Origin of the sequence: Mesorhizobium sp. B2-3-14, from assembly GCF_006442175.1 — a bacterium.
GTDB classification, from domain to species: Bacteria; Pseudomonadota; Alphaproteobacteria; order Rhizobiales; family Rhizobiaceae; genus Mesorhizobium; species Mesorhizobium australicum.
In genome coordinates this window covers 375,345-397,516 of the sequence record NZ_VFVP01000001.1, presented here as the reverse complement: position 1 = coordinate 397,516, position 22,172 = coordinate 375,345, and the positions used below count along the sequence as shown (strand labels likewise).

Below are 22,172 nucleotides of genomic sequence, written 5' to 3'. Positions count from 1 at the left end.
AATCGAAGCGGGCGCGGCTTATGTCGCGCCCGCTTTTGTTTATGGAGCACGGCCATGTCCGCTGAAGCGTTGAAGACGCTTTTTCATCCATTTGAGGCCGAGGCTCTTTCCCCGCCGGGCAGGGACGAGCGCATTCTCTTCCTTGGCGCCGAACCCGGCCTGCGCTTGCCACAGGGCTTCGAGGCTACGCTGCATCTCGTACAGGGCTTTCGCCCGTATTTCCGCGCTTTGCAGGCGGCTGGCTTCACGGTCACGCCGCGATCGGCCGGTGAGGATTTCGATGCCGTGCTTGTGCTCGCCGGCCGCCATCGCGGCGAGAACGAACTGCGCATCGCCGAGGCTCTCGAGCGGGTGGCGGAGGGCGGATTGATCGTCATTGCCGGTGGCAAGGAGGATGGCATCGCAAGCCTGCGTAAGCGCGTCGGCGATCTTGTTCTGCTTGATAGCCACATGCCAAAATATCACGGTATTGCCTTCTGGCTGCGTCGTCCGGTTGATGTGCAAGCCGCCGCCGCGCTTCGCGCCGCCAATCCCGCCTTGCTTGTTGAGGACCGGTTCCGCACCGCACCCGGCATGTTCTCCTTCGACCGCGTCGATGCCGGTTCGAAACTGCTGGTCGACAATCTGCCCGGTGATTTGCGCGGCACCGCGGCCGATTTCTGCGCCGGCTGGGGCTATGTGGCGGCCGAGATGGCTGCCCGCTGTCCGGGCTTGTCGGCCCTCGATCTTTACGAAGCCGATTTCGATGCGCTGGAGGCCGCCAGGGGCAACCTTGCCAACACCGTGGCGCAGGGCTTCTTCTGGACGGATCTGCTGGCCGAGCCTGTCGAGCGCCGCTACGACGTCATCGCAATGAACCCACCCTTCCACCGCAGCCGTGCGGCCGAGCCCGAGATCGGCGTCGGCATGATCCGCGCCGCGGCCAAGGCCTTGAAGCCCCGTGGGCGCCTGTTCATGGTCGCCAACCGCCAGCTTCCCTACGAGCCGGTGCTGTCGGCCGCCTTTGCCAGCCACGCCGAGCTTGCCCGCGACGGCATGTTCAAGGTGTTTGTCGCACGGCGCTGACGCGATGCATTTAATGCGTGTCGCCCGGAAGTGTCATCGGTTCGGGGACAACGCCATCCATAAATCGGAAGCTTACAGCAGGTCGGGCGAATCCTATTGCCGCGACATGTTGTAGGTCAGTGTAGATTGGCGACGCGCCGGACTTCGTCGGTGGCGTGCCTGTCACCAGCGCTGAATTTGAGCGGCGCCGGTCGGCCGAACAGATAGCCCTGCACCACTTCGCAACCAGCTGCCCGCAGCAGTGTCGCCTGGTTCTCGGTCTCGACGCCCTCGGCAATGATGCTGACGCCAAGCGCCCGGGAAAGCCCGACAATGGTCGACACGACCGCGCCGGAGCTCGCATCGGTATCGATACGGCTGACGAAGGAGCGGTCGATCTTCAGCTTGCCGAATGAGAAGTCGATCAGATAGCTGAGGTTGGAATAGCCGGTGCCGAAATCATCGACGGCGACCGAGATCCCCATCTCGGCGAGTTCTTTCAGGATGGCGGCCGCGCGGTCGCGGTCCTGCATCATCGCCGTCTCGGTGACTTCCAGTTCCAGCCGTGACGGCTTGATGCCGGTGCTCCGCATCGTGTCGCGCACAAGGCCGACGAAATCCTTGGTCATGAACTGGACCGGCGAGATGTTGACGGCGACGAAACAGTCGTCCGGCAGATGGCGGGCATCGCTGCAGGCCTTGCGCAGCACCCATTCGCCGATCGGATTGATCATGCCGGTCTCCTCGGCGATCTGGATAAACTCCATCGGAGGGATCATGCCGCGTTCGGGATGCTGCCACCGGATCAACGCCTCGTAGCCGACGATGCGGCCTGTCGGAAGGTCGAGCTGCGGCTGATAATGCAGGTCGAAATCGCCGCGCTCGAACGCATTGTGCAGTTCGGACTCGACCCATTGGCGATGGTCGGCCACCCGCCCCATATCGCTGTTGAAGACCGACCAGTTGCCAACCCCGCTGGCGCGCGCATTCTGCAGTGCCAGGTTGGAACGGCGCAGGATGAGGACCGGATCGATCCCATCCTTGGGCATCGCCACGATGCCCACCGACAGGCTCACCGATTGCTGGTGGGTGCTGAGTTCATACGGCTCCATCATCTCGTCGATGAGCCTCTCGACCATGCTTTCCAGGGTCCCCTGGATCTGGTGATCGGGAAGCAGCACCGCGAACTCGCCGGCCCCGATCCGCCCGATCAGTGCGCGCGCCGGCACGCAGTCGCGCAGCCGCTTGGTGAAGGCGCGGATCAGTTCGTCACCGTGAGTGTAGCCGATTGCATCGTTGATCTGCTTGAACCGGTCGATGTCGATGTCGATCAGGAACATCGGTTCCCCGGTGCGGCTTGTCGCGCATGCCGCCTCGGCGATCTTGCCGACCATCGCCGGGCGGGCCAGCAGTCCGGTCAGCTTGTCGAAATGGGTTTCGTTGAAGACGAAATCCGCTGATTCATCGACACCAGCAAAGAAGGACATTGCCGCCACCGATGCGGCCAGCGCACAAAGCGCGGCCATGATCGACACCATCATATCAGCCGAAATGCCGGCAAATCCGTCGCCGAGACCGTGCTTCAGCCCCCAGATTCCGAGGACGAAACTGCCAATGCCCGAACTTGCTATCGTGAGCAGTCGGAACACGGGTGTTCGCTTCGGGTTGATGGCGGCAGGCATGAAAAAGGTCCCCAGATGGGAGCTTTATAGCGGAAACCTTCTTAAAATGGGTTTCCGCGAATGAATCCAATTTTACCGGAGAGGATTATTTTCTTTACTGGCAAAAGACCCGCGTGACCGGGGCCGCTCGTCAGTCGCGACCGCCATCCGTCTGCTTCAACTCGTCGAGGGTCGGCATCGACACGATATGGTAGCCGGAATCGACATAGTGGATTTCGCCTGTGACGCCGGAAGCAAGGTCGGACAGGAGATACAGCGCGGAGCCGCCGACCTCGTCGATCGTCACCGTCCGGCGCAGCGGCGAGTTCCGCTGCTGGTAGGAGAACATGTGGCGGGCGTCCGAAATGCCGGCGCCGGCCAGTGTACGCACCGGACCGGCCGAGATGCCGTTGACCCGGATGCCGCGCGGACCGTAGTCGTTGGCGAGGTAGCGCACGCTGGCCTCCAGGCCGGCCTTGGCGACGCCCATGACATTATAGTTCGGCATGACGCGGACCGAGCCGGCATAGGTCAGCGTGATCATCGAGCCGCCGGCGGTCATCAGGGGCGCGGCATTGCGCGCCACCTCGGTGAAGGAATAGCAGGAGATCACCATGGTGCGGACGAAATTGTCCCGGCTGGTATCGGCATAGAGGCCCTTCAACTCGTTCTTGTCGGAAAAGCCGATGGCATGGACGACGAAGTCCAGTCCGCCCCACGCCTTGCCAAGCGTCTCGAACGTGGCGACGACCGAAGCGCTGTCCTCGACGTCGCAGGGAACGGTTAGCGAAGCGCCGAGCTTGTCGGCGAGCGGCTTGACCCGGCGGCCAAAAGCCTCGCCCTGGTAGGTGAAGGCCAGTTCCGCCCCCTGTTCGGACAATTTCCGGGCAATGCCCCAGGCGATCGAATGATCGTTGGCAACACCCATGACAAGCCCGCGCTTGCCCTTCATCAATCCGTCCATGGCCGGCAATCCTTATATGAAAAACTTGGCCTTATGCGGAGTAGCGCTGGAAAACGAGCGTCGCGTTGGTGCCGCCGAAACCGAAGGAGTTCGACAGAACGGTGTCGATCCCTGCGTTGTCGATGCGCTTGCGTACGATCGGCATGCCCTCGAATTCCGGATCGAGCGTCTCGATATGGGCGCTTTCGCCGATGAAGCCGCCTTGCATCATCAGGATCGAATAGATGGATTCCTGCACGCCCGCCGCGCCCAGAGAATGGCCGGTCAGCGACTTCGTCGACGTGATGAACGGCATCTTCTCGCCGAACACTTCACGGATCGCGCCCATTTCCTTGGAATCGCCAACCGGCGTCGAGGTGCCGTGCGTGTTGATGTAGTCGACCGGCGTGGAAACCGTCGCCAGCGCCTGGCGCATGCAGCGGACCGCGCCTTCGCCCGAGGGCGCAACCATGTCGAAACCGTCCGAAGTGGCGCCGTAGCCGACGATCTCGGCATAGATCTTGGCGCCGCGCGCCTTGGCGTGCTCCAGCTCTTCCAGCACCAGCACGCCGGCGCCGCCGGCTATGACGAAGCCGTCGCGATTGGCGTCATAGGCGCGCGATGCGGTCGAGGCCCTGTCGTTGAACTTCGACGACATGGCGCCCATGGCGTCGAACAGGTCCGACATCGTCCAGTCGAGATCCTCGTGGCCGCCGGCAAAGACCATGTCCTGCTTGCCCCACTGGATCAGCTCGTAGCCATTGCCGATGCAATGCGCCGAGGTCGAGCAGGCCGAGGAGATCGAATAGTTGACGCCATGGATCTTGAACCATGTGGCCAAGGTTGCCGAGGCCGTCGACGACATCGCCTTCGGCACCGCGAAGGGACCGATGCGCTTGGGGCTGCCGTTCTTGAGCGTGGTTTCGGCCGCCTCGACGATGGTGCGGGTGGAGGGGCCACCCGAACCCATGACGATGCCGGTGCGCTCGTTGGTGATGTCGCTCTCGTCGAGGCCGGCATCCGCGATCGCCTGGTCCATGGCGACGTGATTCCAAGCCGCGCCCTGGCTTAGGAATCGCATCGCGCGGCGGTCGATCATCGCCGAAGGGTCGAGCGTCGGCGCGCCCCAGACCTGGCACCGGAAGCCATGTTCGGCAAAGGAATCGGAAAAGCTGATGCCCGATCTGGCGTCATGCAGCGAGGTCTGCACCTCGTTGGCATTGTTGCCGATCGACGACACGATGCCGAGGCCTGTGACTACGACACGTCTCATTCGCAACTCCTTCCAGGGATGCTGGCCAATGCGCGGGCCAGGGCTGCGGTCAAGCGACCGCCGACTGCTTGGACAGACCGACCTTCAGGTCCGTCGCCGCATATATGGGCTCGCCATCCGCCTTCATCCAGCCATCGGCGATGCCGAGCACCAGCCGGCCGCGCATCACACGCTTGAAATCAACGCCGTACTCGACCTTCTTGACCGATGGCGTGACCATGCCCTTGAACTTGACCTCTCCGGTCGACAGCGCCATTCCCTTGCCGGGTTCGCCAAGCCAGCCGAGATAGAAGCCGGTCAATTGCCACAGGGCGTCAAGGCCGAGACAGCCCGGCATGATCGGATTGCCTATGAAATGGCAGGCAAAGAACCACAGGTCGGGCTTGATATCGAATTCCGCGCGAATGAAACCCTTGTCGAAGGCGCCGCCGGTCTCGCTGACCTCGGTGATACGGTCGAACATCAGCATCGGCGGGTAGGGCAACTGGGCATTGCCCTCTCCGAACAGCTCGCCGCGAGCGCAGGCCAGCAATTCTTCGTAGTCGTAGCTGGATTTCGAACCCGCCATCAATTTCGTCCCCATATCGTCCGGGCGGTAGCGCGCCCTTGTCGTTGGTGTCCTAACACAATCTGTTTCAGGCCGGAAACCGGCGTTTGCGCTTAACCCGCCAGTCTGCCCGGGTCAATGCGCGCTATTGATCGCATTCGGGCGACAGAATATATGTCAACAGGGGTCCGGTTCCGGCAGACATTCATTTTTTTGCCATTCTGGGCGTGTCTTGAAGCGGGACTGCGAGCTTGGAAGACCAGATGGACCGGGGCTGCCGGAAGGAAAATGTCGCTGTGGACAAGCGGGTACGTGAAGCCGGCCTGAGGCCGACCCGTCAGCGCATTGCGCTGGCCGACCTGCTTTTCGCCAAGGGCGACCGCCATTTGTCGGCTGAGGAACTGCATGAGGAGGCGCAGGCCGCCGGCGTGCCGGTATCGCTGGCCACCGTCTACAACGCGCTTCACCAGTTTACCCAGGCGGGGCTGCTGCGCATTCTCGCCGTCGAAGGTTCCAAGACCTACTTCGACACCAACACCTCCGACCACCACCATTTCTACATTGAAGGCGAAAACAGGATTTTCGACATCGCCAACGGCCCGGTAACCGTCACCAATCTGCCGGAGCCACCCGAAGGCATGGAGATCGCCAATGTCGATATCGTGGTGAGGCTGCGTCCCAAGCGTCCGGAATGATCGGTCTGGCCCGAACAATCGGTCTGGCCCGAACAATCGGTCTGGCCCGAACAATCGGTCCGGGATGAAATTCCTCTATTGGATAGTCCGGCTCGAATGGGCCGTCGCGGCGGCTGCCGCAACCGTCTTCTATGGCGCGACAGGCGCTTCCTGGTGGCTCTTCGCGTTGCTCATCCTGGCGCCGGACCTGTCGATGCTGGGTTATCTCGGCGGCCCACGCGTCGGCGCTATTGCCTACAATGCCTTGCACATTCTGATCGTACCGGTGCTTCTGTTGCTTGCCGGGCACCTCGCCGGCAGTGCAGTCGGCAGCGCCGTCGCACTGATCTGGATCGCCCATATCGCGATTGACCGCGCGCTGGGCTACGGCTTGAAGCTGTCAACAGGATTTCAGGATACCCATCTCGGCCGTATCGGGCGCAAAAGCGAGACGTTCAGTCCTTGACCCGCTCGCCCGGATAAGCGCCCCAGACGACCGACTGGGCGAGCCAGCCGGTGTGGCCGTCGAATGTCATCTCGCACCACTGCCCGTCGCAGGCTTTGATCGTGCCCATGACGCCGGGTTCGACGATCGCCACCACCCTGGCATCCTTTTCGGGGCTCTTGAGAAGATTGATCTGGCCGCCCTTGCCGCGCTGCCAGGGAGCGACGATTGCGGTACGCCGGCCCGAAAGCAGCGACTGGTTGATCCATCCTTCCGAGCCGTCGGCGTCGCGCACGCGCCGCCACGTATCGAACTCCTGGATGATTTCCATGGGCAGGCCAGCCTTCATATACATCCAGTCGACCGAATAGTTGGCGCCGGGACCGACACGCGAGTTGACGCGGCCGGATTTCAGGCTGACGAATCGCGGCAGCGGCAGGCCGCTCGGTCCGAGCGTGATGGCGCTCTGGGCGGGAGCGGCCGCGCTTTGCGCGCCGGCAAGCGGAGAATAGAGAAGAGCGCCGAGAAATGCTGCGCTGAGGGCCAGGCGAAGCGACGCGAAACCAGACACTTTCGTTCCTTTCGGCACCGGCCCGATGGCTGCGGCACCCCTTTTTCTTTGTCTTCGGCGGCACCGCTTGTTACATGGAGAAATCGGCTACCGCGACCGGCTTTCAGTTTCGCCTGTCTTGGTTAAAGAGGTCTCAACGAGGGAAACAATGGTAGGCAAAAAGAAGCCTCTCGTGGTCATCACGCGAAAGCTGCCCGACCCGGTCGAGACCCGCATGCGCGAGCTGTTCGACGCGAGGCTGAATGTCGAGGACAGGCCCATGACGCAGCCGGAACTGGTCGCCGCGGTCAAGGAAGCCGACGTGCTGGTGCCGACCGTGACCGACCAGATCGACGCCGCACTGATTGCCCAGGCCGGCGACAATCTCAAGCTGATCGCCAATTTCGGCAACGGCGTCGACAAGATCGATGTGGCGGCGGCGGCCAAGAGGGGTATCACCGTCACCAACACGCCCAACGTGCTCACCGAAGATACCGCCGACATGACCATGGCGCTGATGCTGGCGGTCCCGCGCCGGCTGGCGGAAGGCGCCAATGTGCTCACGGGCGACAAGAAATGGGCCGGCTGGTCGCCGACCTGGATGCTTGGCCGGCGCATCTGGGGCAAGCGGCTCGGCATTGTCGGCATGGGCCGCATCGGCACCGCCGTTGCCAGGCGGGCCAAGGCTTTCGGCCTGTCCATTCACTATCACAACCGGCACCGTGTGCTGCCGGCGGTCGAGGATGGGCTGGAGGCGACCTATTGGGAAAGTCTCGACCAGATGCTGGCCCGCATGGACATCATCTCGGTCAATTGTCCCTCGACACCCGCCACCTTTCATCTTCTGTCGGCGCGGCGGCTCGCGTTGCTGCAGCCCACCGCCTATATCGTCAACACTGCCCGCGGCGACATCATCGACGAAGAAGCGCTGGTCAAGCTGATCCAGGACGGCAAGATCGCCGGCGCCGGCCTGGACGTTTACGAGCACGAACCGGCCCTGAACGGCAAGCTCTTGAAGCTGGCCGCCAGGAACAAGGTCGTGCTTCTGCCGCATATGGGCTCGGCCACGCTCGAGGGCCGCATCGACATGGGCGAGAAGGTCATCATCAATATCCGCGCCTTCGTCGATGGCCATCGCCCGCCGGACCGCGTGCTGCCGCTCAGGACCTGAAAACCTTCCAGGCGCCGGCTTTCATAAACCGAAGCTTACGAAATGGTCTTGCGCATGGTGATGGACGTCGGCCTGTCATAGCCCTCATGCGCCGTCCGTTCGGTTTCGCGAAAGCCGAGCCGGGCAAAGGCGGCATGATTTGCGGCCAGTTCGATCCTCGTCTCCAGTTCGATGTCGGCCTTGCCGCGGCTGCGGGCCAGATCTTCGGCCGCTTGCATCAGCCGCCGGCCAATGCCTTGCCCCTGCCGGTCCGGGGCGACGGCGAGCTTGCCGACATAAAGACCCTCGGCCTTTTCGAGAGCAAAAACGCAGCCCACGATCCTGTCGCCGTCGAGCGCCAGAAAGCCTGTCTCCCGCAAGGCTTTGGCGCGCAGTGCTTCGACTGTGAGCAGGTGAGCCGACGACGGCGGGTCGATGATGTCGTCCATGAAGGCGAAGGCATGCATGATCAGGGCAAGCACATCACCCCAGCGGCCGAAATCGGCGGGGATTTGCGTGATCGAAACAGGGGGTTGTTCCAAGATCAGCGTCTTTTGTAGCGGATGGTCTCGAAGCGGGCGGCGAGCGCATCGTAAAGCAGCAGCCGGCCGATCAGCGGCTCGCCTATGCCGGTGACCAGTTTGATCGCCTCCATTGCCTGCAGGGTGCCGACGACGCCGGTCAGCGCGCCGAGCACTCCGGCCTCCGCACAGGACGGCACCAGGCCCGGCGGCGGGGCTTCGGGAAACAGATCCCGATAGCTCGGGTTCGGTTTGCCGTCCCTGCCGTCCTCGAAAGGCTTCAACACGGTGACCGAGCCATCGAAACGTCCGACGGCCGCATGCACCAGCGGCTTCCCTTCGCTGGCGCAGGCATCGGCAACCACATAACGCGTCTCGAAATTGTCGGACCCGTCGACGACGATATCGTACTTGGCGACGAGGGCAGGGGCGTTTTCCGCGGTGAGCCGGAATGTGTGCGTTTCGACCGATATGTTGGGATTGATGCGGGCGATCGCAGCGCCGGCGCTCTGGGTTTTCAGCATGCCGACCGTATCGGTGCCGTGAATGACCTGCCGTTGTAGGTTGGAGAGCGAAACAGTGTCGTCGTCGACAATGCCGAGCGTGCCGACACCGGCCGCGGCGAGATATTCAAGCACCGGCGCCCCGAGCCCGCCAGCGCCGATCACCAGCACCCGCGCCTGCTTGAGCTTCTGCTGGCCAGCGCCGCCGACCTCGGGCAGCACGATGTGGCGGGCATAGCGTTCGATCTCGTCGGCGGTGAGGGCGGTAGTCATGTCAGGACCATATAGCGGCCGAAAAATCTTGTCAGGGGTCTTCGGTTGGCCCAACCGTGCCATGGTCGACCGTCAGGAACTGAGCGCGGCCATGCAGGCTGGAAAACAGCGCCGCATCGGTACCCGTCATGAAAGCCTGGCAGTTCAGGTCTTCCAGGATCGAGAACAGTGCCGCGCGCCGGCCGCCATCGAGGTGCGCCGCGATCTCGTCGAGCAGCAGGATCGGCGTCAGGCCGGACATTTCGCCGGTCAGCCGGGCATGCGACAGCACGATGCCGACCAGCAACGCCTTCTGTTCGCCGGTCGAGCAGAGTTCGGCCGGCATTGCCTTGGGCCGGTGCCGGACCATGAGGTCCGAGCGGTGCGGGCCCTCGAGGGTACGTCCGGCGGCGCGGTCGCGGTCGCGGCCATCGGCAAGCGCCCGTCGGAACCGCTCCTCGACATCGACCGCCGGCGCACCGGCAATCTCGGCCTCCAATTCACCCGAAAGGCCGATATCGGCCCGCGGAAACGGTCCGGTGTCGGGCAGCCTGTCGATCATGGCCACCAGCAGGCGCACCAACTCGGCGCGCGCGGCCGCTATCGCCACGCCGGTCTCGGCCATCTGCGTCTCTATCGCTTCGAACCAGCTGGCATCCCGCGAGCCTTCCGTCAGCAAGCGGTTACGGCCTCGCATCGCCTTCTCGTAATCGAGTGCGCGCTGGCCATGGCCGGGATCGATCGCTAGCACCAGCCGGTCAAGAAAGCGCCGGCGATCCGCGGCCGGCCCGGTGAACAGCGAATCCATCGCCGGCGTCAGCCACACGACCCGCAGCCATTCCAGCATGTCCTCGGCCCGCGCCGCGGCTCCATTTATACGCACCCGCCTGCCGCTCTCCGCGGTGTCGCCCCCGGAAATGCCTGTACCGATCTCGACCTCGCCTTCAGGTCCGTCGAGCCGTGCATGCAGGGCAAAACCGCCATCGCCACCCTCACGGGCCACATCCCCGTAGGCTGCGCGGCGCAAGCCGCGTCCCGGTGTCAAAAAGGAGATCGCTTCGAGGAGATTGGTCTTACCGGCACCATTGTCGCCGGAAAAGACCACGGCGCCCGGCGCGACATCTATCGCAAGGGTCGCATAGTTGCGAAAATTGGTAAGCGTGAGCTTACTTATGTGGGTTTGTGCCGGCAACCGCTATCCGCCTGTAGAAGTCGCCGCAACCAAGGCCTAGTCGTATCGCCAGCGACGCCGCGCCGGCTATACCCGCATCGGCATCAGCACGTAAAGCGCGGTCTCATCGGCCATGTCGTGGATCAGCGTCGGCGAACCGGCATCGGCCAACATGAATTTGGCCTCCGTGCCGGTCAATTGCGCGGCGACATCGAGCAGGTATTTGGCGTTGAAGCCGATCTCGATCGGGTCGGCCGAATAGTCGGCCGCCAGTTCTTCCGTGGCGCTGCCTGAATCCGGATTGTTGACCGCAAGCGTCACCTGGCCTTCGCTGATCGAGAGCTTCACCGCGCGGCCGCGTTCGGAAGAGATGGTCGAGACCCGGTCGACCGCGGCGGCGAAGCTTTGGCGGTCGAGGATCAGCTTCTTGTCGTTGCCGGTCGGAATGACCCGCTGATAGTCCGGGAAGGTGCCGTCGATCAGCTTCGAGGTGAGGACGACGCTGCCGATGGTGAAGCGGATTTTGGTGTCGGACAGTTCGGTGGTCACGGCGACATCCGGATCGTCGACCAGTTTCTGCAACTCGCTCACTGTTTTGCGCGGAATGATGATGCCCGGCATGCCCTCGGAGCCGGCCGGCGCGTCAATCTCGGCGCGCGCCAGCCGATGGCCGTCGGTTGCCACCGAGCGCAGCTTCAGCTTGCCGCCGACTTCGTGCGTGTGCAGGTAGATGCCGTTGAGATAGTAGCGTGTCTCCTCGGTGGAGATGGCGAACTGCGTCTTCTCGATCAGGCCCTTCAGCGCCACCGCATCGAGGCGGAAGATGTGCGAGAAGGATCCGGCCGAAAGCTCGGGAAAGTCGGATTGCGGCAGGCACTGCAGGCGGAAGCTCGAGCGGCCCGACGTCACCGTCATGGCGTTGCCGTCCTCATCCGTCTTCAGCATTACCTCGGCGCCGTCGGAGAGCTTGCGCACGATGTCATAGAGCAGGTGCGCGGGGACCGTCGTCGCGCCGCCGCGCTCGACCTTGGCGGGCGTCGCTTCCGTCACCTCCAGGTCGAGGTCGGTGGCCTTCATTTCGAGGCTGGCGCCGTCCGCGCTGAGAAGCACGTTCGACAGGATCGGTATGGTGTTGCGCCGTTCGACCACGCGGTGCACGTGGTTGAGCGACTTCAGGAGATTTGACCGTTCCAGGATAACACGCATGACGAAACAGGCTCGCTTGAATGAATGAACGGGTCTCCGGCTGCCGGCGCCCCGCGAAAGCTCTGAACAGGCTTCAGAATCTACGCAAACTGACAGGAAAAAACCAGTGAACGCAAGCCCGCGCCACCGGTTCGGGCCGGTTGCGCGGGCTTTCTGGGGATAAAGCTGGCCAACCCCGCAAGCGGGCGCTTTCCAGCCGGTCAGGCCTGGTCGTTGATCAGCCTTCTCAGCAATTCCAGTTCCTGCGCCAGCGTGTTGTCATTGCCGGAAAGGTCCTCGATCTTGCGCACGGCGTGCAGCACCGTCGTGTGATCGCGGCCACCGAAGCGCCGTCCGATTTCCGGCAGCGAGCGCGGCGTCATCACCTTCGACAGATACATGGCGACCTGTCGCGGCTTGACGATGGTGCGCGTGCGCCGATTGGACAGCAATTCCGTCTTCGAAACGTTGTAGTGACGCGCCACGATGCGCTGAATGTCCTCGATGCGGACCCGCTTCGGCTCGCCCGTGCGATAGATGTGGCCGAGGATCTCGTCGATGCGGTCGATGGTGATCTGCGGCTCGAACGACTGGCGAAACAGGAGCTGGTTGAAGGCGCCCTCCAGTTCACGTCCGCTGCCGGTCACGGTGCGGGCAACGTGGTTGAGGATCTCTTCGGAAATGCCCAGCGATGCATCGTCGATCCTGGCCGTGGCCAGACGCAGTTTGAGCATGCCGAGCCGCATGGCGAAATCGGGCGCCGACATTTCGAGCGCGACGCCGCCATTGAGACGCGAACGGACCCGCGGTTCGAGCGATTCCAGCTCCGACGGTGGCCGGTCGGCGGCAACGACGACCTGCTTGGCGCTGTCGAGCAGCATGTTGATCAGATGACAGAATTCATGCTGGATCGATTTGCCCTGCAGGAATTGCATGTCATCGATGATTAAGAGATCGATGTCGCGCAACTGCTCCTTGAGCGTCAGTGCGTTGTTGTCGCGGATCGCCGTGGCGAAGCGCCACATGAAATACTCCGCGGTGAGGTAGACGACGCGTGACTTCGGGTTCTGCTTCAGCGATTCCGCCGCGATGGCCTGCAGCAGGTGCGTCTTGCCGAGCCCGACGGTGGCATGCAGGAAAAGCGGGTTGAAGCGTACCGCGCTCGACTGCGATTCCGCCACGGCCTTGGCGGCGGCGAAGGCAACGCGGTTCGACGGTCCCTCGATGAAGGAGCCGAACGTGTAACGCGGATCAAGCGGTGATCCCAGGACATTGTGGCGGAACTCGCTCTCGACCGGCACGCCCGGACGCGGCATCGGAGACCGCTCCACCCTACTTGGACTGACGGTGCCGGCGGCCAGCGCCGTCTGCGTCTGCCGCGTCATCTTGCGGGCCGGCGCCAATTCCGGTTCGGGCTGGCCGCGCCCCTGACGGGTTGCGGTGCGCACGACGATTTCGATCTTGAGAAGCTCGGGATCCTCGTGCTTCCACAGCTCTGAAATGAGATCATGATAGTGGCCGTTGATCCACGAGCGCAGGAATGCGGTGGGCACGGAGATGCGGACAATGCCCTTGGACGCTTCCGCGACCTTCATGCGCCCAAACCAGCTGGAATAGACTTCGGTTCCCAGGCGCGCCTTCAACTGGGCCTTGACCCGGTCGAACTTCTGTTCCGCGTCGCTGGAGACCGCCATCTCGTTTGCTCCGATCAAAGTTCCAGGAAATGGGAGGTCGCCCGTAAGCTCCCTTTCGATGCCGCTCTGCATGATCGAGTTCCTTGCCTTTCTGTACCTGTTTTTCGCTGGGGATGCGCCTCCTGCATCCTTTTCCGGCGACCGTGTCTTCGCTACGATGCCCATTGCCGCCGCCGGCAATGAACGTCGCCCACTATCCGACGGGAACCGGTGCCGGCCCATGGAAGCCAGTCCGCGTTGGGTATGTCAGGGCAATACAACGCCGTCCGGCGAAAGAGCGCCGGCGCGCCGTCCTACCTGCCATGTCTAGTTACGCCAGTCCCCTACCGTATCGAAAAAGAGCAAACCATACCCGTTCGCGGACTTGATCCACGTCGCAAATCCCGCCAATTTAAGCTGGCCGCGTAAGGCTGGGTTAGGGCCAGAGGCCCGTCCCGTTCGATAGATCGACATTACCGAAATCGCTGTGGATAGGGCAAGGCCACGTCTAACGGATTTTTAAGGAATCTGGTTACCTCGGGCGGGTTGGAGCGCCATGCCGCAGCGGCATATTTTGACAAAGCCATTGGGATTCAAACCCTTTTCCGACGAATATGAAAAAGCCGGGCCAGCGCGAAATTTTCTGAAATAATTCACTTGACAGCCAGTTGTCCTCCCGTCCCTTCGGCGCGTTGTGGACAAGCTGTGGATGACTGTCGCTAACAATTTGAAAACAAATGCCTATTTGTGCGGGGCGGAGTTTTTTCAGTCGGCGCTTTTCAAGCGTGCCGGTCATCAGCGGGCATGTATGTGCCGGCAAACCATTTCGAACTCGGGAGCCTGCACTTGGGGCTGTCTGCGGCTATTCTTTTTAAGTACTTGCCGGCAAACGAAAAAACCCGGCGCGATCGGCCGGGTTCGAAGAAGATCGTCCTGAAAAGGCGATGTCAGGCCGACAGCACTTTGAGGCGCTGGGCGAGGCGCGACACCTTGCGGGACGCAGTGTTCTTGTGCATCACGCCCTTGGTCGCGGCACGCATCAATTCCGGCTCGGCTGCCTTGAAGGCGGCCTGTGCGGCGGCCTTGTCGCCGGAGGCGAGTGCCTCCTCGACCTGGCGGACGTAGGTGCGGACGCGCGAGCGGCGGTTCTTGTTGATCGCTGCGCGGCGGGCGATCTTGCGCGTTGCCTTTTTGGCCGAGGATGTGTTGGCCATGATGCCTCTCTTCTGATCTGGTCGGCGCACGCGGCGTGCCGCAGGGCGCAAAAAACAAACGGGCAGCCACGGGGCCGCCTCGGTTGGTGCGGCTTATAGTTCAGCTTTTCCGGCGCGTCAACGCCGACTGGCGTTCTTTTTGCCGATGCCACGGGTTTCGGACGCTGGCCCGCCACGTCTACCGGTTGGTGAAATTCGGCTTCCGTTTTTCGGCGAACGCCGCCATCCCTTCCTTCTGGTCTTCGAGCGCGAAAAGCGAGTGGAACAGGCGGCGTTCGAAGCGCAATCCCTCGGCAAGCGTCGTCTCATAGGCCCGGTTCACCGCTTCCTTGGCCATCATCACCGACGGTAGCGAGAAATCCGCGATTTTGGCCGCCGCCTTGACGGCCTCTTCGACCAGTTCGGCGGCCGGAACGACCCGCGACACCAGGCCCGAACGTTCGGCCTCGGCGGCATCCATCATCCGCCCCGTCAGGCACATGTCCATTGCTTTCGATTTGCCGACGAACCGGGTCAGGCGTTGCGACCCGCCCATGCCGGGAATGACACCGAGCGTGATCTCGGGCTGGCCGAATTTGGCCGTATCGGCGGCAATGATGAAGTCGCACATCATGGCGAGTTCGCAGCCGCCTCCCAGGGCATAGCCGGCCACCGCCGCGATGATCGGCTTTCGTGCCCGCGTGAACTCTTCCCAGCCAACGAAGAAGTCCTGGCTGTAGGCATCCGCGTAGGAGATCGCCTGCATTTCCTTGATGTCGGCACCGGCGGCGAAGGCCTTGTCGGAACCGGTAACAACCATGGCGCCGATGCCAGGATCGGCGCAGAAACCGTTCACGGCCGAGACGAGTTCAGCAAGGATCCGGGAATTCAACGCATTGAGCGCTTTTGGCCGGTTCAGCGTAATCAGCCCGACCTTGCCACGCGTCTCGGTGATGATCGTCTCATAGTCCATGGGCTGCTTCTCCTTGCTCGACGGCGGTCTAGCTTACCTCTGACAGGTCCGGCAATAGAAGGTCGAGCGTCCGCTCTGCACGATACGTTGGACATGGCCGCTGCAGCCGGGCTTGGGGCAAGGCTCACCCTCGCGGTCGTACACGGCGAAGGAATGCTGGAAATAACCCAGCGACCCATCGGTGCGCACATAGTCGCGCAGTGAAGACCCGCCGGCCGCGATGGCGTCCGCGATGACCGAACGGATTGCCTCGGCGAGGCCTTCGCTTTGTTCCCTGGCCTTCTTGCCTGGCTTGGCGATGGTGCCTGCCTCGCGCAGGGGTGATAGGCCTGCGCGCCAGAGCGCCTCCGAGACGTATATATTGCCCAAGCCGGCGATCAGCCTCTGGTCGAGAAGCGCTGCCTTGAGCGGCGCTCTGCGGCCTTTCAGCAGCGAGGCAAGCAGACCGCCGTCCAGCGCATTGCCGGTGGGCTCGACACCCAGCCCGCCCAGCATCGGATGCGTCTCCGGCGGCTCTTCCGCAAACAGCATGAAACCGAAGCGGCGCGGGTCGTTGAAGATCACCCGGGAGCGCGCGCCGGCCGCGGAAACGACATGGAACACGACATGATCGTGCGCCGCGCTCTTCGAACGCTCATGATGGAACACGCCCGGTGTCTCGTCGTCGTCGCCGGTCTCGATGCGAAAGGAGCCCGACATGCCGAGGTGGCAGATCAGAACCGGACCACCTTGCATATGCATGGTCAGATATTTGGCGCGCCGGCCAAGCGCCGTGACCGTCCTGCCTGTCAGCCGCTCCGAGAACCGTTCGGGAAAGGGGAAGCGCAGATCGGGTCGTCTCATCTCGACCTTGGCCAGATGGGCACCTTCCATGACCGGCTGCAGGCCGCGCCGGACCGTTTCGACTTCGGGCAATTCAGGCATGGCCGCCAATCGTGGCGTGGAAGGACGTGCCGTTACGGCCGCGCGCCAGCCGCAGATGTTCGGCAACCGTCTCGCCGATATCGGCGAATGTCGCCCTCAGTCCTATGTCGCCGCCTTTGAGGCCGGGTCCAGTGCCGATGACCGGAATGCGTTCGCGCGTATGATCGGTGCCGCGCCAGGTCGGATCGTTGCCGTGGTCGGCGGTCAGGATGAGAAGGTCGCCCTGCTTCAGCTTCGCAAACGCCTCCGGCAGACGCCGGTCGAAGGCCTCGAGTGCGGCGGCATAACCGGCGATGTCGCGGCGATGGCCGAATTCGGTGTCGAAATCGACGAAATTGGCGAACACGAGGTCACCGTCGCCGGCCTCGTCCATGGCGCCCAGCGCCTGGTCGAACATGGCCATGTTGCCCGCCGCCTTGCGCACCTGCGAAATCCCGCGATGGGCGAAGATGTCGCCGATCTTGCCGACGGCGATGACGCGGCTGCCGCGCGCCGTCAGCCGGTCGAGCAATGTCGCTTCGGGTGGCGGCACGGCGTAGTCGTGGCGGTTGTAGGTTCGCTCGAAGGTGGCTGACGTCTCGCCGACGAAGGGGCGCGCGATCACCCGTCCGATCCTCAGCGGGTCAACCAGCCGGCGCACCACCTGGCACAATTCATAAAGCCGCTCCAGGCCGAAATGGACCTCATGCGCGGCGATCTGCAGGACGGAATCGACCGACGTGTAGCAGATCGGCTTGCCCGTGCGGATGTGTTCCTCGCCGAACCGCTCGATGATCTCGGTGCCTGGCGCATGGCAATTGCCGAGGATGCCTGAAACCTTGCCCTCGCGGATGATCGCCTCGGTCAGGTCGGCCGGAAAGGCGGGAACCGTATCCGGGAAATAACCCCAGTCGAAGCGTACTGGCAGGCCTGCGATCTCCCAGTGGCCGGAAGGCGTGTCCTTGCCGCTCGAAATCTCCTGCGCCGCGCCATGGAAGGCATTGGCGAGCAGGTCCGTCCCGAAATGAGCAAAACCCAGTCCTGTCGCCGTCTCGGCCGCCTTGCCAAGTCCCAGCGATGCCATGTGGGGGACGAACAGTGGTCCCTGACGAAGCCCGTCGCGATCGGCGCGCCCTTCCGCGCAAGCTTCGGCGATGTGCGCCAGCGTGTTTGCACCGGCGTCGCCATAGCGTTCTGCGTCGGCCGCGCCGCCGATGCCGAAGGAATCCAGGACAAAGAGGAATGCACGCGCCATCGGGTCATTTGTTGCCAGTGTGGACCTCAAGACATAGGGTTCCATGGCGGCCTTGGCAATTCGGAAGGCGCAAAGATCAGGTGTCGCGACCAGTTGGGCGCCCATGGACGAAACAAGAGGCAAGGCGGTCCTGTCATGAAGGCTGCGCTCAAGACATGGACTGCCCTCATGGCTGTGAACGGTGCGTTCTGTTGTGGACCGGCGTGGGCAGACTGGCGCGACGATATCGGCACATTTCGCATCGGTATCGTCGCCGAACCCGGCGCCGGCAATACCGTTCCGGGGCTGGCCGTGCTGACGCAAGCCTTTACCAATGCGCTCGGCATGAAGGTGGAATTCGTCGTTGCCCGCGATTACGCGGCACTGATCGAGGCACAGGCCAATGCGCGGATCGAATACGCCATCTATTCGGCGACCGCCTACGCCACGGCGCTGCAACGCTGCGAATGCGTCGAGCCGCTCGTAGCTCCGGTCGATTCAGACGGTGCGGCCGGCATCCGCTCGGTACTGCTGACCAGGGACGGCAAATTGCCCGGCCTGGCTGACATGGAGACCCGCCGGATCGCCATGCCGCCGCCGGACAGCGTCGGCGGTTCGCTTTTGCCGCTGGCGGGCTTGGCCGCCGAACACGTCAGGATAGCCGAAGACGCACCATTCCTTGTCCATGCCCCGTCGGCGTCGGCGGCCGAAACCATGCTCGTCGGCGGCGAGGCCGACGCCATGTTCGGCTGGGTGAAGGCAGCGGCCGACGGTCAGCCGCGACCGCCCGGGGGCACCCAGGCAAGGCTCGAGGCATCAGGCCTTTCGGCGTCAGCCCTTCAGGTCGTGTGGACGTCGGGTCTGCTGAGATACGGTCCCCATGCGGTGCGCGGCGACCTCGATCCGGAAGCCAAGCGTCGGCTGACCGTGTTCCTCACCAACCTCAAATCGACGACGCCGGATGTCTACGACCTTCTGGAGCCGAAGCATGCTGGCGGCTTCATGCCCGTGGCTCCCAAGGACTATGCGGCGGCGGAGGCCATCGTGCGGATGGTATCGGTCGATGGGCGGCAATAAGTCTTTCAGCAATCGCTGCAAGGGATCGTGACGCTTCTGCGGGGACGCAGATAATAGGTTTCGCCCATCGTCATGCCTTTGGCGAGCGTCTCGACAAACCCGAGCTTCTGTTGGCTGTCGGTCGTCCAGCTGATGATCGGCTTATAGGCCAGGGTGCTGTCGACGCGGACGAGGAAGGTTCCGGGGACCCTGAGGCTTGCCGGAACCGTGGTGGCGGTGCCGGCGGTGGCTCCGACGCCGTTCACACCGTTGACCACCTTGCGCGACCACACCACCAGGACCTGCGGCGTGGCATCGGTGGTGACCTGTATGGCCGTGATGGTGATGTCCGGCACGGAGCGGTTATAGGGTTGAAGGGTCAAGGTGCCGATCTTCATGATGGCATCGAGGTCCACTTTGGCGATGGTCGGCTGTTGTGTGACGAGATCGGCGACCATGCTGCCGACACGGCTGACCTTCTTGCTCGTCTCGATGGCCTGCGAAGCCTCCATGGTCATGAAATACATGACCAGCAGGATAGGCGCGATAAGCGCGAACTCGACCGCCGCGACGCCACGACGATTGGACCAGAACCGGATTGATTTGCCCCAGAGCATTGATTTGCCCCAGGGCCCAGCAATTCCCTGATGTGCCCCCGCACGCATCATATTCACTGCCTTTTTTCTTGTTGTTGCTTCGGTGATTGTCTCAATTGTCGAACGGCTCGTTCTGCCAGGTCACCGAAGCGAAATGCAGCGTTTTGTTGCCGCCCATCGACTGCGCCATCAGGTTGGTCATGATGGGCCATTTGTAGAAAACCCGCAGCATGTTCCTTGACTCCGCCGCACCCGCCGTGACGGTAAAGGGCACATCGGCGCCGCTATTCGTCAGCTGGATGTTACCGCCCTGAATCCTGAAGCCGGCCTGGGCCGCGTCGGCGAAAGCCGTGTACTGGCGAAGATCGACGCTCAACTGATTGGGGCAATCCTGCGAAACGATGATTTCCAGCTTGCCGCAGATCATGTTCTTCAAATTGTCTCCGGCGACGTCGGCGGCCCTCAACTGGCCGGTGCGCAGCCGGCGCGCGACATCGTCTGTAATGTTGGCCATCACCTCCTGGCTGGCAAACGAGATGCAGCTTTCGAGGATGGCGAAGACGAGAAGCGCGAACGGCATCGCAAGCAGCGCGAACTCCAGCGCCGTGGCGCCGCGCCGGTCGCGCACGAAGCGCTGGAAAGGCCTGGCGCGCTCGATCTTGCGTTGATCTGTCGAGCCGATTTCCTTGCTCATGCGATGTTCCTGCCATCCTGGACGGTGCTGACAGGTGTATTAGTGCAAACCAATTGAGGTCCGGTTTGAATGATCGTTAAACTCGGCGCAGGCGCTTTAACCAGGCAGTAACCTGGGCGCTGGCACGGCCCGCATGGCTTATTTGCTGACGCTCATCTCGGCTTCGGACGATTTCTCCGCGTCGCTCTTGTAGGAGCTTTCGCAATAGGGCGTGCACGACATGGTCTGGACCTCCGCGCGCCGGTAAATGCGAACCGACGAGGCCGCCTGGCGGACCACGGTAACCTGTGCGTCGACGATCGGGCTGCCCTCTGGGTCGAGAACGACGAGATTGGTGACACCGAAACCCTTGCCGGTGAGCACGATCGTCGAGGCATCCTGGACGGAGGCGTCGGCGATTGCCGGGTTGCCCACGACGATCGTATCGGCGGGGCGCGACAATTTCACGATCTTGGCCTGGTTCATGGTGACCTCGATCCCGGCACCGGCCCTGGCGGGCGCGGTCAAGCTGGCGGCGGCAAGAAGCAGGGCAATCAGAATTGAGGATCTCGGCACGGCCATCAAGGCGCTCCACGCAAGCGGACTGTTCAACAGAACATGAACGAGATTGGTGAACCAACGGTTAAGTTGACTTGTTGCGCCCGGATATGGCGGTCGGCATGGCCGAGCGCACCATCGGACTCGTGCAGGCGTCGCAAGCCTGCCCAAGCCCTTGCCGTTTGCGGCGTCGACCTGCAAAACAGAACATTAGCCAGCGCTTAGTGTGGAGTTAACCACGCAACATGTTCTAGCCGGGAAAGGAATCGGTAAGGCTGTTTATTAAGCCGATCGAAAGAGCTTCTCCCTAGATTTGCAGCATCCGATCAACCATCACAGAAGTTGACGGAAGTGCTGTAACACGTGGAGTAGGAGCTCTCGAATGTCTAATCTCATCGCACGTTTCGTGAAGGACGAATCCGGCGCGACCGCCATCGAATATGGTCTGATCGCCGCTCTCATCGCGCTCGCCATCATCACCGGCGCAGGCGCGCTCGGCAATGCCATCAACGCCAAGTTCACGACCATCGGTACAACGCTGAACAGCAGCGGCAGCTGATCTGCTTATTTGCTGATCACCTGGATTGCATTCTGGACAGGGGTCGCCACATTGCGGCCCCTGTTTCTCTGTGACCGGTCCAGAGTGCTGCCGACAACGACCGTCTTTTCATGCGGACCTCATCAATCGTTAATCGAACCGACCTAGATTGAGTATCCTGGAAATCCGCACAATAGGCATAAGCGCCGATGCTTGAAGCCCTGATCTTCGTCGTCTTCCCGTTCTGCATGCTGTTCGCCGCGATCTCCGACATGCTGTCGATGACGATCGCCAATCGCGTGCCGGTGCTGCTTGTCGTCGTCTTCGCGCTGGTGGCGCCGCTGACGGGCATGGACTGGGCAGCCTATGGCGGACATTTCGCCGCCGGCGCCATCGTCCTTGCCGTGACGTTCGGCCTGTTCGCCTTGGGTGGCATGGGCGGCGGCGACGCCAAACTGCTGGCCGCCACGGCCGTGTGGATGGGGCTCAACGTGCATCTCGTCGAATATCTGGTCGTCTCGACATTCATCGGCGGCCTTCTGACAATCGCGATCCTGCTTTACCGGAAGTCGACGCTGGCGGTTTTCACCGGCCGCAATCCATTCCTGCGTCATTTCGCCGAAGAGTCGGCCGGTGTTCCCTACGGGATCGCGCTCGGCCTGGGCGGACTGCTGACCTTCCCGGATTCCCCCTTGATGGTATGGGCGCTGGCAAGGCTGGCAAACTGAATTCATCAAATTTTCGTCGGCTGGCATGCCTTGCAAGCCGTTTTGCGGAGCGGCGGCCCAGCATTTCAGCGCATCTCGGCGCGATCCATCCAATTTATGTAAACCTTAAATTAATCACGATCGTAAGC

Annotated in this window: 24 protein-coding genes; 7 read left to right on the top strand and 17 right to left on the bottom strand. The window is 62.6% G+C overall.

The window, feature by feature from the left end:
- Window positions 1-54 precede the first annotated feature (54 nt).
- Entirely contained in the window at window positions 55-1,065 is a 1,011-nt protein-coding gene (locus FJ950_RS01780; protein ID WP_140614774.1) for a class I SAM-dependent methyltransferase, read from the top strand.
- Between the two features lie 116 nt (window positions 1,066-1,181).
- Here FJ950_RS01780 and FJ950_RS01775 read toward each other — a convergent pair whose 3' ends face one another.
- The 4 genes from FJ950_RS01775 to fabA all read right to left on the bottom strand — a co-directional run bounded on the left by FJ950_RS01775 (window position 1,182) and on the right by fabA (window position 5,489).
- Window positions 1,182-2,726: a bifunctional diguanylate cyclase/phosphodiesterase gene (locus FJ950_RS01775; RefSeq protein WP_140614773.1), complete on the bottom strand. Its 1,545-nt coding sequence runs from the start codon at window positions 2,724-2,726 to the stop codon at window positions 1,182-1,184.
- A gap of 130 nt (window positions 2,727-2,856) precedes the next feature.
- Complete coding sequence (gene fabI, locus FJ950_RS01770; RefSeq protein WP_140614772.1) at window positions 2,857-3,669, bottom strand: enoyl-ACP reductase FabI; 813 nt, start codon at window positions 3,667-3,669, stop codon at window positions 2,857-2,859.
- Between the two features lie 31 nt (window positions 3,670-3,700).
- Window positions 3,701-4,921, bottom strand: coding sequence for a beta-ketoacyl-ACP synthase I (fabB, locus tag FJ950_RS01765; RefSeq protein ID WP_015313997.1), 1,221 nt, complete (start codon window positions 4,919-4,921; stop codon window positions 3,701-3,703).
- A 49-nt stretch (window positions 4,922-4,970) separates the two neighbouring features.
- Window positions 4,971-5,489, bottom strand: a complete 519-nt coding sequence (fabA, locus tag FJ950_RS01760; RefSeq protein WP_127276870.1) for a 3-hydroxyacyl-[acyl-carrier-protein] dehydratase FabA — start codon at window positions 5,487-5,489, stop codon at window positions 4,971-4,973.
- A gap of 242 nt (window positions 5,490-5,731) precedes the next feature.
- Between fabA and irrA the strand changes: the two genes are divergently transcribed.
- Window positions 5,732-6,163, top strand: a complete 432-nt coding sequence (irrA, locus tag FJ950_RS01755) for an iron response transcriptional regulator IrrA (protein ID WP_015313995.1) — start codon at window positions 5,732-5,734, stop codon at window positions 6,161-6,163.
- A gap of 64 nt (window positions 6,164-6,227) precedes the next feature.
- Entirely contained in the window at window positions 6,228-6,608 is a 381-nt protein-coding gene (locus tag FJ950_RS01750) for a DUF4260 domain-containing protein (protein ID WP_140614771.1), read from the top strand.
- On the opposite strand, the gene FJ950_RS01745 is transcribed toward FJ950_RS01750, so the two are convergent.
- Complete coding sequence (locus FJ950_RS01745) at window positions 6,598-7,158, bottom strand: SH3 domain-containing protein (RefSeq protein WP_015313993.1); 561 nt, start codon at window positions 7,156-7,158, stop codon at window positions 6,598-6,600. The genes FJ950_RS01750 and FJ950_RS01745 overlap by 11 nt on opposite strands.
- A gap of 148 nt (window positions 7,159-7,306) precedes the next feature.
- On the opposite strand from FJ950_RS01745, the gene FJ950_RS01740 reads away from it, so the two are divergent.
- The gene (locus FJ950_RS01740; RefSeq protein WP_023773040.1) at window positions 7,307-8,308 is read left to right on the top strand and encodes a D-glycerate dehydrogenase; all 1,002 of its coding nucleotides are present in this window, start codon (window positions 7,307-7,309) and stop codon (window positions 8,306-8,308) included.
- A gap of 35 nt (window positions 8,309-8,343) precedes the next feature.
- Here the strand turns inward: FJ950_RS01740 and FJ950_RS01735 are convergent, their stop codons facing one another.
- The 9 genes from FJ950_RS01735 to FJ950_RS01695 form a co-directional block, all read right to left on the bottom strand.
- Entirely contained in the window at window positions 8,344-8,829 is a 486-nt protein-coding gene (locus FJ950_RS01735) for a GNAT family N-acetyltransferase (RefSeq protein WP_181171000.1), read from the bottom strand.
- 2 nt (window positions 8,830-8,831) lie between these two features.
- Window positions 8,832-9,584 (bottom strand): molybdopterin-synthase adenylyltransferase MoeB, encoded by a 753-nt coding sequence (locus FJ950_RS01730; RefSeq protein WP_015313990.1) that lies wholly within the window; start codon window positions 9,582-9,584, stop codon window positions 8,832-8,834.
- A 31-nt stretch (window positions 9,585-9,615) separates the two neighbouring features.
- Window positions 9,616-10,755 carry a DNA replication/repair protein RecF gene (recF, locus tag FJ950_RS01725; protein WP_015313989.1) on the bottom strand — a complete coding sequence of 380 codons (1,140 nt, stop codon included), beginning with the start codon at window positions 10,753-10,755 and terminating at the stop codon, window positions 9,616-9,618.
- 66 nt (window positions 10,756-10,821) lie between these two features.
- On the bottom strand, window positions 10,822-11,940 hold the full coding sequence (dnaN, locus tag FJ950_RS01720; RefSeq protein ID WP_015313988.1) for a DNA polymerase III subunit beta: 1,119 nt from the start codon (window positions 11,938-11,940) through the stop codon (window positions 10,822-10,824).
- 200 nt (window positions 11,941-12,140) lie between these two features.
- Window positions 12,141-13,685, bottom strand: a complete 1,545-nt coding sequence (gene dnaA, locus FJ950_RS01715; RefSeq protein ID WP_015313987.1) for a chromosomal replication initiator protein DnaA — start codon at window positions 13,683-13,685, stop codon at window positions 12,141-12,143.
- Between the two features lie 854 nt (window positions 13,686-14,539).
- The gene (gene rpsT, locus FJ950_RS01710; protein WP_015319343.1) at window positions 14,540-14,806 is read right to left on the bottom strand and encodes a 30S ribosomal protein S20; all 267 of its coding nucleotides are present in this window, start codon (window positions 14,804-14,806) and stop codon (window positions 14,540-14,542) included.
- Between the two features lie 178 nt (window positions 14,807-14,984).
- Window positions 14,985-15,758, bottom strand: a complete 774-nt coding sequence (locus FJ950_RS01705) for an enoyl-CoA hydratase (protein ID WP_140614769.1) — start codon at window positions 15,756-15,758, stop codon at window positions 14,985-14,987.
- Window positions 15,759-15,791: 33 nt separating this feature from the next.
- The gene (gene mutM, locus FJ950_RS01700; RefSeq protein ID WP_140614768.1) at window positions 15,792-16,682 is read right to left on the bottom strand and encodes a bifunctional DNA-formamidopyrimidine glycosylase/DNA-(apurinic or apyrimidinic site) lyase; all 891 of its coding nucleotides are present in this window, start codon (window positions 16,680-16,682) and stop codon (window positions 15,792-15,794) included.
- Window positions 16,675-17,916: a phosphopentomutase gene (locus FJ950_RS01695; protein ID WP_140614767.1), complete on the bottom strand. Its 1,242-nt coding sequence runs from the start codon at window positions 17,914-17,916 to the stop codon at window positions 16,675-16,677. The genes mutM and FJ950_RS01695 overlap by 8 nt, the downstream gene beginning before the upstream one ends.
- A 135-nt stretch (window positions 17,917-18,051) precedes the next feature.
- Between FJ950_RS01695 and FJ950_RS01690 the strand changes: the two genes are divergently transcribed.
- Window positions 18,052-18,972 (top strand): phosphate/phosphite/phosphonate ABC transporter substrate-binding protein, encoded by a 921-nt coding sequence (locus FJ950_RS01690; protein ID WP_140614766.1) that lies wholly within the window; start codon window positions 18,052-18,054, stop codon window positions 18,970-18,972.
- A gap of 5 nt (window positions 18,973-18,977) precedes the next feature.
- On the opposite strand, the gene FJ950_RS01685 is transcribed toward FJ950_RS01690, so the two are convergent.
- The 3 genes from FJ950_RS01685 to FJ950_RS01675 all read right to left on the bottom strand — a co-directional run bounded on the left by FJ950_RS01685 (window position 18,978) and on the right by FJ950_RS01675 (window position 20,802).
- A complete protein-coding gene (locus FJ950_RS01685) occupies window positions 18,978-19,568 on the bottom strand; it encodes a TadE/TadG family type IV pilus assembly protein (protein ID WP_224641433.1) in 591 nt (196 codons plus the stop codon).
- Window positions 19,569-19,659: 91 nt separating this feature from the next.
- Entirely contained in the window at window positions 19,660-20,241 is a 582-nt protein-coding gene (locus FJ950_RS01680; protein WP_015319337.1) for a TadE/TadG family type IV pilus assembly protein, read from the bottom strand.
- Between the two features lie 138 nt (window positions 20,242-20,379).
- Complete coding sequence (locus FJ950_RS01675) at window positions 20,380-20,802, bottom strand: pilus assembly protein N-terminal domain-containing protein (protein WP_140614765.1); 423 nt, start codon at window positions 20,800-20,802, stop codon at window positions 20,380-20,382.
- 358 nt (window positions 20,803-21,160) lie between these two features.
- Here FJ950_RS01675 and FJ950_RS01670 point away from each other — a divergent pair, with 358 nt between their 5' ends.
- The gene (locus FJ950_RS01670) at window positions 21,161-21,337 is read left to right on the top strand and encodes a Flp family type IVb pilin (RefSeq protein ID WP_140614764.1); all 177 of its coding nucleotides are present in this window, start codon (window positions 21,161-21,163) and stop codon (window positions 21,335-21,337) included.
- 188 nt (window positions 21,338-21,525) lie between these two features.
- Window positions 21,526-22,044 carry a prepilin peptidase gene (locus FJ950_RS01665; RefSeq protein WP_140614763.1) on the top strand — a complete coding sequence of 173 codons (519 nt, stop codon included), beginning with the start codon at window positions 21,526-21,528 and terminating at the stop codon, window positions 22,042-22,044.
- Window positions 22,045-22,172 lie beyond the last annotated feature (128 nt).

What these genes read in the sequence shown, in the direction of transcription:
- FJ950_RS01780 (WP_140614774.1), top strand. Translation starts at nt 55, where the DNA reads ATGTCCGCTGAAGCGTTGAAGACGCTTTTTCATCCATTTGAGGCCGAG.
- FJ950_RS01775 (WP_140614773.1), bottom strand. Translation starts at nt 2,726, where the DNA reads ATGCCTGCCGCCATCAACCCGAAGCGAACACCCGTGTTCCGACTGCTC.
- fabI (WP_140614772.1), bottom strand. Translation starts at nt 3,669, where the DNA reads ATGGACGGATTGATGAAGGGCAAGCGCGGGCTTGTCATGGGTGTTGCC.
- fabB (WP_015313997.1), bottom strand. Translation starts at nt 4,921, where the DNA reads ATGAGACGTGTCGTAGTCACAGGCCTCGGCATCGTGTCGTCGATCGGC.
- fabA (WP_127276870.1), bottom strand. Translation starts at nt 5,489, where the DNA reads ATGGCGGGTTCGAAATCCAGCTACGACTACGAAGAATTGCTGGCCTGC.
- irrA (WP_015313995.1), top strand. Translation starts at nt 5,732, where the DNA reads ATGGACCGGGGCTGCCGGAAGGAAAATGTCGCTGTGGACAAGCGGGTA.
- FJ950_RS01750 (WP_140614771.1), top strand. Translation starts at nt 6,228, where the DNA reads ATGAAATTCCTCTATTGGATAGTCCGGCTCGAATGGGCCGTCGCGGCG.
- FJ950_RS01740 (WP_023773040.1), top strand. Translation starts at nt 7,307, where the DNA reads ATGGTAGGCAAAAAGAAGCCTCTCGTGGTCATCACGCGAAAGCTGCCC.
- FJ950_RS01730 (WP_015313990.1), bottom strand. Translation starts at nt 9,584, where the DNA reads ATGACTACCGCCCTCACCGCCGACGAGATCGAACGCTATGCCCGCCAC.
- dnaN (WP_015313988.1), bottom strand. Translation starts at nt 11,940, where the DNA reads ATGCGTGTTATCCTGGAACGGTCAAATCTCCTGAAGTCGCTCAACCAC.
- dnaA (WP_015313987.1), bottom strand. Translation starts at nt 13,685, where the DNA reads ATGCAGAGCGGCATCGAAAGGGAGCTTACGGGCGACCTCCCATTTCCT.
- rpsT (WP_015319343.1), bottom strand. Translation starts at nt 14,806, where the DNA reads ATGGCCAACACATCCTCGGCCAAAAAGGCAACGCGCAAGATCGCCCGC.
- FJ950_RS01705 (WP_140614769.1), bottom strand. Translation starts at nt 15,758, where the DNA reads ATGGACTATGAGACGATCATCACCGAGACGCGTGGCAAGGTCGGGCTG.
- mutM (WP_140614768.1), bottom strand. Translation starts at nt 16,682, where the DNA reads ATGCCTGAATTGCCCGAAGTCGAAACGGTCCGGCGCGGCCTGCAGCCG.
- FJ950_RS01695 (WP_140614767.1), bottom strand. Translation starts at nt 17,916, where the DNA reads ATGGCGCGTGCATTCCTCTTTGTCCTGGATTCCTTCGGCATCGGCGGC.
- FJ950_RS01690 (WP_140614766.1), top strand. Translation starts at nt 18,052, where the DNA reads ATGAAGGCTGCGCTCAAGACATGGACTGCCCTCATGGCTGTGAACGGT.
- FJ950_RS01685 (WP_224641433.1), bottom strand. Translation starts at nt 19,568, where the DNA reads ATGCTCTGGGGCAAATCAATCCGGTTCTGGTCCAATCGTCGTGGCGTC.
- FJ950_RS01680 (WP_015319337.1), bottom strand. Translation starts at nt 20,241, where the DNA reads ATGAGCAAGGAAATCGGCTCGACAGATCAACGCAAGATCGAGCGCGCC.
- FJ950_RS01675 (WP_140614765.1), bottom strand. Translation starts at nt 20,802, where the DNA reads ATGGCCGTGCCGAGATCCTCAATTCTGATTGCCCTGCTTCTTGCCGCC.
- FJ950_RS01670 (WP_140614764.1), top strand. Translation starts at nt 21,161, where the DNA reads ATGTCTAATCTCATCGCACGTTTCGTGAAGGACGAATCCGGCGCGACC.
- FJ950_RS01665 (WP_140614763.1), top strand. Translation starts at nt 21,526, where the DNA reads ATGCTTGAAGCCCTGATCTTCGTCGTCTTCCCGTTCTGCATGCTGTTC.